This window comes from Streptomyces sp. NPDC051211, assembly GCF_040689505.1.
Lineage (GTDB): Bacteria > Actinomycetota > Actinomycetes > Streptomycetales > Streptomycetaceae > Streptomyces.
Window position 1 is genome coordinate 1 of the sequence record NZ_JBFBAV010000080.1, and the last position, 12914, is coordinate 12914.

At 73.1% G+C, this 12914-nt stretch carries 8 protein-coding genes; 1 reads left to right on the plus strand and 7 read right to left on the minus strand.

What is annotated here, in order from left to right; genetic code table 11:
* Positions 1-201 precede the first annotated feature (201 nt).
* The 7 genes from AB0447_RS35735 to AB0447_RS35765 form a co-directional block, all read right to left on the minus strand.
* Complete coding sequence (locus AB0447_RS35735) at positions 202-2232, minus strand: bifunctional diguanylate cyclase/phosphodiesterase (protein ID WP_366481140.1); 2031 nt, start codon at positions 2230-2232, stop codon at positions 202-204.
* Between the two features lie 528 nt (positions 2233-2760).
* Positions 2761-4980 (minus strand): NAD-dependent DNA ligase LigA, encoded by a 2220-nt coding sequence (gene ligA, locus AB0447_RS35740; RefSeq protein ID WP_366481133.1) that lies wholly within the window; start codon positions 4978-4980, stop codon positions 2761-2763.
* Between the two features lie 21 nt (positions 4981-5001).
* Positions 5002-5997, minus strand: a complete 996-nt coding sequence (locus AB0447_RS35745; protein WP_366481134.1) for a methionine synthase — start codon at positions 5995-5997, stop codon at positions 5002-5004.
* Positions 5994-6683, minus strand: a complete 690-nt coding sequence (locus AB0447_RS35750) for an SDR family oxidoreductase (protein WP_366481135.1) — start codon at positions 6681-6683, stop codon at positions 5994-5996. The genes AB0447_RS35745 and AB0447_RS35750 overlap by 4 nt, the downstream gene beginning before the upstream one ends.
* Before the next feature lie 32 nt (positions 6684-6715).
* Positions 6716-7060 (minus strand): DUF1330 domain-containing protein, encoded by a 345-nt coding sequence (locus AB0447_RS35755; RefSeq protein ID WP_366481136.1) that lies wholly within the window; start codon positions 7058-7060, stop codon positions 6716-6718.
* 146 nt (positions 7061-7206) lie between these two features.
* The gene (locus AB0447_RS35760) at positions 7207-10590 is read right to left on the minus strand and encodes a S8 family serine peptidase (RefSeq protein WP_366481137.1); all 3384 of its coding nucleotides are present in this window, start codon (positions 10588-10590) and stop codon (positions 7207-7209) included.
* Between the two features lie 88 nt (positions 10591-10678).
* Positions 10679-11659, minus strand: a complete 981-nt coding sequence (locus tag AB0447_RS35765) for a helix-turn-helix domain-containing protein (RefSeq protein WP_366481138.1) — start codon at positions 11657-11659, stop codon at positions 10679-10681.
* Positions 11660-11781: 122 nt separating this feature from the next.
* Between AB0447_RS35765 and AB0447_RS35770 the strand changes: the two genes are divergently transcribed.
* Positions 11782-12705: an NADP-dependent oxidoreductase gene (locus AB0447_RS35770; protein WP_366481139.1), complete on the plus strand. Its 924-nt coding sequence runs from the start codon at positions 11782-11784 to the stop codon at positions 12703-12705.
* The last annotated feature ends 209 nt before the right edge of the window (positions 12706-12914 follow it).

The window sequence follows — 12914 nt, forward strand, 5'->3', positions numbered from 1 at the left end:
GGACCGGCTGGTTCCGCTCCCCGAGCTGCTGGGCGTCGAGGCGGACCGGCTGCAGGCCGGGCTCGCGCGGGCCGCCGGCTGGCAGGAGCGGAGCCCCAGTTCGGGAAGGGGCGGGGAGGGGAAGGGCCCCGCGCAGCGGACCCGCGGCTTCACCCCGTCCGGCCGCGCGCACCGGCCGGGCCGAGGCCGGGACCCGGGTCGCTATGGGGCGGCTGGGGTGTCGGTCAGTTCGGCGGTGATGTCGGCCGGGCGGCGCCAGCCGCGTTCGCCGCGGGCCAGGAGCCAGGCCGTGGCCTCCTGCGGGGGCATCGCGGCGGCGACGAGCCACCCCTGGACCGCATCGCACCCCAGGTCACGGAGGCGTTCCCAGGTCTCGTCGTCCTCGACGCCCTCGGCGACCACGAGAAGGCCGAGCGAGTGGGCCAGGTCCACCGTGCAGCGGACGATCTCCGCGTCCTGCGCGTCGACGGCCAGCCGGGCCACGAAGGAGCGGTCGATCTTCAGCTCGCTGACCGGCAGGCGGCGCAGGTGGACCAAAGAGGAGTAGCCGGTGCCGAAGTCGTCCAGGGACATCTTCACGCCGTGCCCGGTGAGGCCCGCCATGGTGTCGGCCGCCCGCTGCGGGTCCTCCAGCAGGACGTGTTCCGTTATTTCCAGCTGGAGCGCACCCGCCGGAACCCCGTGCCGGGCCAGCCTGGCCGCGACCGCGCCCGCGAAGCCGGGGGTGTGGACGTCCCGCGGTGAGACGTTGACCGCGACCGGCACCTTCAGGCCCTGCGCACGCCAGCGGGCGACCTGCGCGAGGGCGGTCTCCAGGACGTACTCGGTGAGGTGCGGCATCAGGCCGGAGGTCTCGGCGATGGCGATGAACTCGTCCGGGGAGACGCGGCCGCGTTCCGGGTGCACCCACCGGACCAGCGCCTCCAGCCCGGCCACCTGCCCGTCGAAGCGGACCTTGGGCTGGTAGTGGAGTTCCACTTCCCCCGCGTCCAGGGCCCGCCGCAGGTCGCCGAGGAGACCGAGCCGGTCGGGCGTGTTGCTGTCCCGCTTGGACTCGTACACCTCCACGCCGGTGCGATCCCGCTTCGCCTGGTACATGGCGACGTCGGCCCGCCGGAGCAGCCCCTCCGCGTCGAGGGCGTGGTCGGGGAAGACGGCGAGGCCGGCGCTCGCCTCCAGGACCAGGGTGAGTCCGTCGAGGTCGAGGGGGGAGCCGAGGTCGGCGACCAAGTGGCGGGCGACCCGCTGGGCGCTGGTGGTGGAGTCGGTGGTGGGGAGGAGGACGGCGAACTCGTCGCCGCCGAGGCGGGCGACCTCCGCCTCCTGCGGCAGGGCGTGCCGGAGCCGTTCGGCGATCTGGAGGAGCAGCCGGTCACCGGCGAGGTGGCCGAGGGTGTCGTTGACGGCGCGGAACCGGTCCATGTCGATCAGCAGAAGAGCTGACCGGGTGCCCAAACGTTCAGCCTCGTCCAGGGCGGTCCAGGCCCGCTCCAGCAGCCACTGCCGGTTGGGCAGTCCGGTGAGCGGGTCCCGCAGCTGTTCCTCGGCGCGGGCCCGGGCGATCCACAGGGTGGAGTCGAGGGCGATCAGCGGGACCGCGAACAGGGGCAGCAGCACCGGCTGGCTGACGGCGACCACGCAGATCAGCGGGGCGATGCCGAGGAGGGCGACGGCGACTAAACCCTGGCGCAGCAGCGCGGTGCGGGCGACGGTGGGCAGGCCGCCCCCGCGCGGGGCGAGCGCCAGCCAGAGCAGGATCCTCGTCACCAGCAGGTAGGCGATGGCCGCCAGGGCCACTTCGGGGACGGCTCCGGGTCCCCATTCGTCGGGACCCCAGGGGGACTCCACGGTGGGCGCCTCGCCGAAGGCGCCGAGGACGAGGGCCCCGGCGCCGATGCCGAGGACGTCGGCCGAGCCGTGCAGCAGGCCCTGCCGCCAGCGGTGCCGGCGGGCCGCGCCGACCAGGGAGACCACGGACAGCGAGACCAGTCCGGCGGGGATCCACCCGTACAGGAGGAGCACGCCGAGGGTGAGGGCCGCGCCGGAGCCGGTGCCGCCCCACCAGCGGTCCCGGCCGAGGGCGACCAGGTGGCCGACGATGATTCCGGTGAGCAGGGCGAGCGCCCAGCCCGCGCTGCCGCCGGGGAACAGGTCGTGACGGGCGGTCAGGGCGTCGACCACGCCGCCGGTGAGGACCACGGCGGCCAGGCCCACGATGACGAGGGGCAGCATGGCCCGCCGGCCCCCCTCGGCCGTGCCCGTGCCGGTGTCCAGGGCGCGGGTGCCGGGCGTCCTGGACCCCAGGACGCCGAGCCGGCCCGTCCGCACGGACGGGAGTTCCCCGCCGAAATCAGGTGACGGGTCGGCGCTTTCGGTGGGTTTCATGCCCGTCCCTCTCACAGCCGGCAATGCCGATGCCACGCGATGGCCCCGATGTCATGCCATCACGGCTGGAATCCCTCCACGCAGCCGCGCACGACAGGCGCACCCCTCAACAGTAGGCCGCGGGAGGCTCCCAGGGGCAGCGGTCGGCGGCGGTTGCCCGAATGCGACCCAGCCATCCTCATCAGTACGGTATCCGCCGAACGGGTGAGATTGGACCAGGACCCCCCTGTCACCCCTCCGATGATCCGACAGGTCACCGCCGTGTGGCCAGCCCTCTACCGGCCGTTTACGACCCCCGGCCGCGCCCGGCGTGCGCCCGCCCGTACGGCCGCACGCCACGCATCCGTTCGCCTTCGCTACCTCGCGCGCGGCGGCCTACTCCGCCGGTGCGGCACCCTCAACCGGGAGGGCCGCCGCGCGGGCCGCCTCCGGCCCCTCGTGCAACAGCACCTCGAAGCCGGCGTCGTCGAGCACCGGGAGCTTCAGCTGCACGGCCTTGTCGTACTTCGAGCCGGGATTGTCGCCGACCACGACGAAGGAGGTCTTCTTCGACACCGATCCGGTCACCTTGGCGCCCCGGCTCTGCAGGGCCTCCTTGGCGCCGTCCCGCGTGTGGCTCTGCAAAGTGCCGGTGACGACCACGGTCAGGCCCTCCAGCGGGCGCGGCCCCTCCTCCTTGCCGGTGCCCTCCTCCTCCATCCGGACGCCGGCCGCCCGCCACTTGGCCACGATCTCCCGGCGCCAGTCCTCGGCGAACCACTCCTTGACGGAGGCCGCGATGATGGCGCCGACGCCGTCGGTGGCGGCCAGCTCCTCCTCGGTGGCCTGGTCGATGGCGTCGATCGAGCGGAACTCGCGGGCCAGCGCGGCCGCGGCCACCGGGCCGACGTGCCGGATCGACAGGCCGTTGATGATGCGGGCCAGCGGCCGGGTCTTGGCCTCCTCGATGTTGGCCAGCATGGCCAGGGTGTTGGCCTTGGGCTCGCCCTGCTTGTTGGCGAAGAAGGTGACCACCTTCGGCTCGCCCGTCTTCGGGTCGATCTTGGGCTGGCCGGAGTCCTGGTCGCGGACGTAGCTGGTGATGGGCAGCAGCTGCTCCAGCGTGAGCGAGAACAGGTCGCCCTCGTCGGCCATCGGCGGCTCGGCCGGCTCCAGCGGCTGGGTGAGCGCGGCCGAGGCCACGTACCCGAAGTTCTTGATGTCCAGGGAGGAACGGCCCACCAGGTAGAACAGCCGCTCGCGCAGCTGGGCCGGGCAGGTGCGGGCGTTGGGGCAGCGGAGGTCGATGTCGCCCTCCTTCATCGCCCGCAGCTCCGTCCCGCATTCGGGGCAGTGCGTCGGCATCTCGAAGGGGCGTTCGCTGCCGTCCCGGAGGTCGACCACCGGGCCGAGGATCTCCGGGATGACGTCGCCGGCCTTGCGCAGCACCACGGTGTCGCCGATGAGCACGCCCTTGGCCTTGACCACGTCCTGGTTGTGCAGGGTGGCGAACTCGACCTCGGAGCCGGCCACCGTGACCGGCTCCACCTGGGCGTACGGGGTGACCCGGCCGGTCCGGCCGACGCCGACCTTGATGTCGACGAGCTTGGTGTTGACCTCTTCCGGCGCGTACTTCCAGGCGATGGCCCAGCGCGGGGCGCGGGCCGTGGAGCCGAGCCGGCCCTGCAGCGGGATCTCGTCGAGCTTGACGACCACGCCGTCGATCTCGTGCTCGACGGAGTGCCGGTGCTCGCCGAAGTGGTTGATGAACGCGCGGACCTCGTCGAGCGAGGAGACCACCTTGTTGTGCTGGGCGGTGGGCAGGCCCCACTCGTGCAGCAGCCCGTACGCCTGGGACAGTCGGTCGATCTCGAAGCCTTCGCGGGCGCCGATGCCGTGCACCACCATGTGCAGCGGGCGGGTCGCGGTGACCTTCGGGTCCTTCTGGCGGAGCGAGCCGGCCGCCGCGTTGCGCGGGTTGGCGAAGGGCTTGTCCCCGGCCTCCACCAGGCGGGCGTTGAGCTCCTCGAACTTCTCCATCGGGAAGAAGACCTCGCCGCGGATCTCGACCAGGTCGGGGATCCGGTCGCCCTTGAGGCGGTCCGGGATCTCCTCGATGGTCCGCACGTTGGGGGTGATGTCCTCGCCGGTGCGGCCGTCGCCGCGGGTGGCGGCGCGGGTCAGCCGCCCCTTCTCGTACGTGAGGTTGACGGCCAGGCCGTCGACCTTCAGCTCGCACAGGTAGTGGTGGTCGCCGGTGCCGGCGTCCCGGGCCACCCGCTCGGCCCAGGCCGCCAGTTCCTCGTCGTCGAAGGCGTTGTCCAGGGACATCATCCGCTCGCGGTGCTGGACCGAGGCGAAGTCCGTCTCGTACGCCCCGGCCACCTTCTGGGTGGGCGAGTCGGGGGTACGCAGCTCCGGGTACTCCTCTTCCAGGGCCTCCAGCGAGCGCAGCAGCTTGTCGAACTCGGCGTCGCTGACGACCGGCTGGTCGTTCACGTAGTACCGGAAGCGGTGCTCCTCGACCTGCTCGGCGAGCAGGGCGTGCTGTTCACGCACCGCCGCCGGAACCGTGGTGCCCTGCTGTTCGGCGTGTTCCGCGTGTTCGGCTGCCACCCTCTTGTCCTCCCGTATCGATCACTCAGGGTTGTCGGCGAGTGATCTCGCCGCCCTGACGCAGTGCGCCTGCACCGCGCGGGCGTAGGCGGGCGAAGCACCCGCCAGACCGCACGACGGAGTGACCACGACGGACTCGGCCAGAGTCCCCGGGGCCAGCCCCAGCCTGCGCCAAAGCTTCCTGACACCCATGACGCTACCGGCAGGGTCCGACAACGGGACGTCGGTGCCCGGCACCACTCCGGCGAAGAGTTTCGTGCCGGCTTCGACCGCCTCCCCGATGGCGTCGTCCTCGCGCTCGGTGAGCAGGGAGAAATCGAACGAGACGCCCGTGGCGCCGGCCCGGCGGAGCAGGGCGAAGGGCACGTCGGGCGCGCAGGAGTGCACGATCACCTCTCCGTCGTGCACGGCGAAGAGGTCGCGCAGCGCCCCCTCCACCACCTGCCGGTCCACGGCCCGGTAGGTGCGGTAGCCGCTGGCGCTCCTGACCCGCCCGAGCAGGACGGCGGTCAGCGAGGGCTCGTCGAACTGCACGACGAGCTCCGCGCCGGGGATGCGCTTGCGTACGTCGGCGAGGTGCTCGCGGAGGCCCTCGGCGAGCGAGCCGGCCAGGTCCCGGCAGGCGCCGGCGTCCTGCAGCACGGCCTCGCCGCCGTGCAGCTCCAGGGCGGCGGCGAGGGTCCACGGGCCGACGGCCTGGACCTTCAGCTTCCCCTGGTACCCCTGGGTGAACTCCTCCAGCGCGTCGAGGTCCTCGCCGAGCCAGGACCGGGCCCGCTTGGTGTCCCTGCCGGGCCGGTCGCTGATCCGCCAGCCGCTGGGCTCGACGTGCGCGTACAGGTCGACGAGCAGGCCCAGGGACCGGCCGATCATGTCGGCTCCGGGGCCGCGGGCGGGCAGCTCGGCGAGGTACGGGAACTCCTCGAAGGTGCCGGTGACCGTCTTGGCGGCCTCGCGGGCGTCCCCGCCGGGGAGCGAGCCGACTCCGGTGGCTCCGCCGGCTCCGGTGGCGCTCATCGGCCGGGCCGCACGGTCAGGTCGTTGACCTCGGCGTCCCGGGGCAGGTCCACGGCCATCAGGATGGTGGTGGCGACGGATTCGGGAGTGATCCACGCCTGCGGGTCGTACTCCTTGCCCTCCTGGGAGTGCACCTTGGCCTGCATGGGGGTGGCGGTCCGGCCGGGGTACACGGAGGTCACCCGCACCCCGTTGGCCCGCTCCTCGCCGCGCAGGGAGTCGGCGAGCGCCTTCAGCCCGTGCTTGGAGGCCGCGTACGCACCCCACTCGGGGTGGGCGTTCAGCCCGGCGCCGGAGTTCACGAACACGACCTGGCCCTGGGCCGCGCGCAGGGACGGCAGCAGCAGCCGGGTGATCTCGGCGGGGGCGATCAGGTTGACGTTGAGCTGCTGGTGCCAGGTCTTGGGCCGCAGCTCGCCCACCGGGCCCAGGTCCACGATCCCGGCGATGTGCAGGAGGGAGTCGAGCCGGTCGGGCAGCGCCTGGTGGGAGAAGGCCCAGGAGATCCGGTCGGGGTCGGCGAGGTCGGCGACGAGGGCGCGCGAGCCGGGGTACCGGGCGGTGAGCTCCTTGCCGCGCGCGGCGTCGCGGGCGAGCAGGATGAGCTCGTCGCCGCGCGCGTGCAGACGGTCCGCGACGGAGGCGCCGATGCCGGAGCCGGCACCGGTGATGAGGTGAATAGCCATGCCCCCATGCTCGCACCCCGCCCGCGGCGGCCTCAGAGACCGGCGGCCTCGCGCATCGCCGCCGCCCTCTTCCTCGGGTCGTAGTCCGCCGGGACGCCCGGGACCAGGATGGCCTCGCCCGGGATGTGGTCGGTACGGAGCCGGAGGATGGCCTGGTAGGCGGGTGAGTGGTACCAGGCGCGGGCCGCGGCGAGGTCGGGGAAGGCGATCACGACGACGGTGCCGGGCCAGGAGCCCTCCAGGACCTCCACTTCGGCGCCGTGGACGGCGAAGCGGCCCCCGAAGGGGTCCATGGTGGGCTGGATCTCCTCGATGTAGCGGAGGATGTCCTCGTTGACGGTGTCGGGGCGTATGTGCGCGATGGCGTATGCGGTCATGGACACGATCCTGGCCCGGCACGGCCCCGGAGTCGATTACCTCCGAGGTCATGCCGGGCCGGTGGACCGGCCTGCGGAACAGCCGCTGGATCAGCGCTGGATCAGCGCTGATCAGCCGCTGGTTCAGCCGCCGTATCGCCGCCGGGTCAGTCGGTGACGTACGCGCGGGTGATGGCGATCTCCGACTTGTTGCCGGAGGTGTCGACCGTGGTGCCGCGCAGGGAGACGTGGCCGCCCTTCGCCGGGTTCTTCACGCTGACCTTGCCGGCGTGGACCGGCAGGGTCTGCCAGGTGTAGCCGTCGTCGTACGAGACCTGGACGGTCAGCGACTTGAGGCCGGAGCCGGCCGCCGGGCCCTGGACGGTGACCGGGATCTGGACCGTGCGGCCCGCCGGGGAGGTGCCGGTCAGCGACAGGGCCGGGGTGAACCGGACCACCGAGGCCGGGAGCTGGGTGAGCTCGGCGGTGTGCTTCGAGCGGAACCACCAGGTGGCGGTCACCTTCGCGGAGGTGCGGGAGACCGTGCCGGGCTGGGTGGTCTTGGTGACCAGCTTGTACGAGGCCTCGCCCGCAGGGAGCGCCTCGAAGGCGTCCGAGTCGCGGAGCTCGGTGTCCCGGGTGCCGACGACCACGCCGTTGCGGTACAGCACGGTGCTGCCCTTGGCCAGGAAGGACGCCCCGTTGTGGCCGGCCCCGTCCGCGAGCAGCGGCAGCGAGCCGAACAGGTTGTCGCCCTCGCGGTAGACGCCGAGGCCCTCGGCGGAGTCGACGCGCGGGCCGAAGACCCCTGCGTTGAACCGCTCCCGGTAGCTCTTGCCGCCCTGGTAGGCGCGGGGCCGGTCGAAGGAGTAGGTGCTCTCGTCGATCGGCCAGCCGTTCTCGTCCCGGCCGCCGATCTGGGTGAAGCCGAGCTCCCACTTGGCCCCGTCCAGCGCGGACAGGTGCAGCTTCGCGGTGGTCGGCAGCTTCCTCGGGATGGTGATGGCGCTCGCCCCGGTGGGGTCGGGCAGCCAGCCGAGGGCGGTCACGCCGCCTTCCTTTCCGGCCACCGAACTGCCCTGCTCCACCGCGACGGTGGCCAGGTCGGCTGCCTTGAGGTGCCTGCTGTATCCGGTGGCGAGCCGGGTCACCGGTCCGCCGAGGGCGGCGTGGTACTCGTCGGTCGTGCCGTCCTGCCAGTGCCCGTCGAACTGCTGGAGCAGCGTGCCGGGCGCCGCGTTCGGGCCGAGGTGCCGGGTGCGCAGGGCCGTGTACGAGTCGAGCCACCAGCCGAAGCCGTACGAGGCGTTGCCCGCCCGCACGTCGTAGGTGGCCATGGCGAACTGCATGGCGGCGGTGCGGGAGGGGACGGTGATGTCGACGGGCTTGGCGGTGCGCGCGTCGAGGGTCACCGTGGTGTTGCCGGTGATGTCCAGTGCGGGCTGGGCGATCCAGTCGATGCCCTTGGTCCAGTCGTCCAGGTCGACCACGAGGTCCGTGTTGAGGACGTATCCGCCCTTGGGCACGCGGACGGTCACGGTGCCCGACGTGTCGTAGTCCTGGAACCGCTTGCCGACCGCGTTGCCGCTGGTGCCGAGCAGGGTGCTGCCGTAGTTGGCGGTCGGCTTGCCGTCCCGGCCGAGGTGCTTGAGCGTCAGGTTGTACGACTCGACCTCGCGGTCCGCGGCGACCGCGGTCCGGACGGTCTGGCCGCCGCCGGCCGCCACCGCGTACGCCGTGTACGTGCCGTCCACCTGGCCGCCGAGCCGGGTGTTCACGGTGAGGTCCACGGAGGCGGTGCCGCCCGCCGGGACGGTCAGCTTGGACGCGCCGGCGGTGAGGAAGCCGGCCGGGGCGGGCTTTCCGTCGGGGCCGGTGGCGGTGACCGATACGTCGAGGGTGACCGGGGCGGTGCCGAGGTTGCGGTAGGTGAGCTTCTTCGTCTCGGGGGTGTCGTCGTGGTGCGGCCACGGCTGCCCGGTGAAGGCCAGCGAGACCTGCTCGGCGATCACCGACTGGCGCATCGCCCGGTCCACGGCGATACGGCCGCTGCCCTGCTGGAAGGCGCTGTAGGCGCCGGGCTTGGTGGAGGCGGTGAGGGCGCCCTTGAGTTCGGTGCCGGTCCACTCGGGGTGCTGCTGCTTGAGCAGGGCGGCGGCGCCGGCCGCGTGCGGGGCGGCCATGGAGGTGCCGGAGATGGTGAGGTAGCCCTCCGGCTTCTGGCCCACCTCGCGTTCGATGACGCTGCCGGGGGCGGCCGCCGCGGTGGTGTTCACGCCGGGGGCGGTGACGTCCGGCTTGATGGCGCCGTCGCCGACGCGCGGGCCGGTGCTGGAGAAGTCGGCGAGGGCGTCGGCGTCGTCCACGGCGCCGACGGTGAGCGCGGCCTGCGCGCTGCCCGGGGAGCCGACGGTGCCGTTGGAGGGGCCGCTGTTGCCGGCCGAGATGGCGAAGAGCACGCCCTTGTCGGCGGAGAGCTTGTTCACGGCCGCTTCGAGCGGGTCGAGCTCGGGGCCGTCGGGTCCGCCGAGGCTGAGGTTGACGACCTGGGCGCCCTGGGCGACGGCCCATTCCATGCCGGCGAGGATGCCGGAGTCGTCGCCGGACCCGGAGTCGTCGAGGACCTTGCCGTTGAGGACCTTGGCGCCGGGGGCGACGCCCTTGAACTTCCCGCCCGACTTGGCGCCCGTGCCGGCGGCGATGGACGCGACGTGGGTGCCGTGGCCCAAGCGGTCCTTGTCGTCGGGGGCGCCGGTGAAGTTCTGGGCGGCGACGACCTGGCCGGAGAGGTCGGGATGGGTGGCGTCGACGCCGGTGTCCAGGACGGCGATCTTGACGCCGGTGCCGTCGTATCCGGCGGCCCAGGCCTTGTCGGCGCCGATCTGGCGGGTGCTCTTGTCGAGGTTGGCCGTACGGATGCCGTCGAGCCACACGGTGGCGATGCCGGCGGCGGCGCGGCGGCCGGTGCCGGCCTGGGCGTCGGTGAGGGCCTCCCACAGGGCGGCGGCCCGGGCGGGGGTGGCGCTGACGGCTTCGGCGCCGAGCGAGGGGTAGGTGCGGCGGACCTCGGTTCCACCGGCGGCGCGCAGGCCCGCCTTGGCGGACGGGGCGGCCCCGCCCTCGTAGCGGACGATCAGCTGGAGCCGGTCGCCGCGGGTCTTGCGGTACTCGGGCCGGCTGAGCTCGGTCAGGTCGAAGAGGCGGGGGTCGAGCCGGCCGGCCTGGATCAGCCGCTGGGCGTCGAAGGGGAGGATGCTGGTGCGGCCGTTCTGGCGCTGCACCGAGACGGGTATCTTTTCGCGGCCCGGGGCGGGCTGGAAGCCGACGGGGCGGCCCTTGGCGTCGACGGTGACCCGGTCACCGGTGATCAGGGTGAGGTGGGTGAGGCCCTGGGCGGGCTGCTGCCGTAGCTGCTTCGCCGCGAACGGCTGCGGCTTCGGTGCGGATGCGGATGCGGCCGCGGAGGGTGTGGTCAGGCCCGCCGCGAGCGCGATGGCGGCGGTGGCGGCTAATGCGGCCGCCCCGGTCCGCCGATTGCGATGTGAACGCACGTCAATTCCCCCTGGAAGAGAGGTCGTCGCCCGTGGCGCGGATCTCGCGCCGCGGATCACGAAGTATCACCCGGGGTTCGAGCTGTGATCAACCATGCGTCGGGACAAGGTCGTTGGGGCGGAAGGTGCGGCGGTAGGCCATCGGGGAGACACCGAAGGTGGTCCGCATGTGGGCGCGCAGCGAGTTCGCGGAGCCGAAACCGGAGCGGTGCGCCACCAGGTCGACCGGCAGATCGCTGGTCTCCAGCAACTGGCGGGCCAGTTCGAGCCGTTGGGAGGTCAGCCACTGGACGGGCGTCATGCCGACCTCGTCGCGGAACCGGCGGGTGAAGGACCGCAGGCTCATCCGGGCGTGCGCGGCCAGTTCGGCGAGCGGGAGCGGTTCGCCGAGACGCTCCAGGGCCCAGGCGCGGGTGGCGGTGGTGGTGGCGACGGTCGGTTCGGGGACCGGGCGGTCGATGTACTGGGCCTGTCCGCCGTCGCGCCACGGCGGTACGACGCACAGCCGGGCGGCCCGGTTGGCGACGGCGCTGCCGTGGTCGCGGCGGATCAGGTGCAGGCAGAGGTCGACACCGGCGGCCACCCCGGCCGAGGTGAGGATGTCCCCGTCGTCGACGAAGAGCACGTCCTCGTCGAGCCTGACGCGCGGGAAGGCCCGGCGGAACTCGAGCGCCTTCATCCAGTGGGTGGTGGCGGGCCGGCCGTCGAGGAGGCCGGCGGCGGCCAGCACGTAGGAGCCGGTGCAGATGGAGACCAGCCGGGTGCCCGGCCGGATCCCGGCGATGGCGGCCTTGAGGGCCGGGGTGAGCGGGGCGCCCTGGGCCAGCTCGTCCATGGCGTGGGTGGGCGGGATGATCACCGTGTCGGCGGCGGCGAGCGCCTCGGGGCCGGCGGTGACGGCGACGACGAAGCCCGCGTCGCTGGTCACGGGCTGCCCGTCGGCGGTGCAGACGGTGGTCTCGTACAGCAGGTTCCCGTCCTCGTCGAGGGCATTGCCGAATACCCGGGAGGGGATTCCGAGCTCGAACGGGGGGACGCCTTCGAGGGCGAGTACGGCGACACGGTGCATGGCCAGATTCTGACACATGGTGGCCGTCCGGCCAGCACTGCGCAGGCCCCCCGGCGCCGAACCTGGACCCATCGACGCTCCGTCGACACTCATCGACCCAGCACCGACCTGAGGAGAAACACATGCGCGCCGTCGTCGTCAGCCAGTGGGGCGGGCCCGAGGTACTGACCGAAACCGAGCTGGACCGCCCCGAGCCGGCCATGGGAGAGATCCTGGTGCGCGTGCACGCGGCCGGGGTGAACCCCGTCGACTGGAAGACCCGGGCCAGCGGCGCCCTCATCCCCTGGGGTCCGGTGCCCGCCGTCGGCTGGGACGTGTCCGGCACGATCGAGGCCGTCGGCCCCGGCGTGACCCTGTTCCAGCCGGGCGACGAGGTCTTCGGCATGCCGCGCTTCCCGTTCCAGGCGGGCGGCTACGCCGAGTACGTGACGGCCCCGGCCCGGCACTTCGCCCGCAAGCCCGCCTCCCTCGACCACGTCCAGGCGGCCGCCCTGCCGCTGGCGGCCCTCACCGCCTGGCAGTCGCTGACCGACACCGCCGGCCTCCGGGCCGGACAGCGGGTCCTGGTGCACGCGGCCGCCGGTGGCGTCGGACACTTCGCCGTCCAGATCGCCAAGGCGCTCGGCGCGTACGTGATCGGGACCGCCAGCGCCGCCAAGCACGACCTGCTCCGCTCGCTGGGGGCCGACGAGCTGATCGACTACCGGACCACCGACTTCGAGGCGGCGACCTCCGACGTCGACGTGGTGCTCGACGCCATCGGCGGCGACTACGGGGCGCGCTCCCTGAAGGTGCTGCGCCCCGGCGGACACCTGATCACCCTGAACGGCCCCGACGACGTCCCGGCCGCCCCCGAGGGCTTCCGCACCGGCTGGACCCTGGTCGAGCCGGACTACGCGGGCCTGAAGGCCATCGCCGCCCTGGTGGAGGAGGGCCGGCTCCGGCCGGTGGTCGACACGGTGCTGCCGTTGTCGGAGGCGGGCAAGGCGCACGAGCTCGGCGAGCAGGGCCGCACCACGGGCAAGATCGTCCTCAAGGTCTCGTAGCCCCTGCCCCGCCCTGCCGGGCCCCTCCAGCCCCGCCGGGCATCTCCAGCCGCGCCGGGCATCTCCAGCCGCGCCGGGCCCATGCGGCTGGGTTGCCGCGCAGCGGCAATTCCAGCCCCGCCGGCGTTTGAGGCGCGGGGGTCCGGGGGCTGGCCCCCGGCAACGGCGCCGCACCCGACAGGCGGCCGCTGCGCGGAGCTGTTACCCAA

Excerpts from the sequence above, each read along its gene's own strand:
- AB0447_RS35765 (WP_366481138.1), bottom strand. The coding sequence starts at position 11,659 with ATGCACCGTGTCGCCGTACTCGCCCTCGAAGGCGTCCCCCCGTTCGAG.
- AB0447_RS35745 (WP_366481134.1), bottom strand. The coding sequence starts at position 5,997 with ATGAGCGCCACCGGAGCCGGCGGAGCCACCGGAGTCGGCTCGCTCCCC.
- AB0447_RS35770 (WP_366481139.1), top strand. The coding sequence starts at position 11,782 with ATGCGCGCCGTCGTCGTCAGCCAGTGGGGCGGGCCCGAGGTACTGACC.
- AB0447_RS35750 (WP_366481135.1), bottom strand. The coding sequence starts at position 6,683 with ATGGCTATTCACCTCATCACCGGTGCCGGCTCCGGCATCGGCGCCTCC.
- AB0447_RS35755 (WP_366481136.1), bottom strand. The coding sequence starts at position 7,060 with ATGACCGCATACGCCATCGCGCACATACGCCCCGACACCGTCAACGAG.
- AB0447_RS35735 (WP_366481140.1), bottom strand. The coding sequence starts at position 2,232 with ATGCTGCCCCTCGTCATCGTGGGCCTGGCCGCCGTGGTCCTCACCGGC.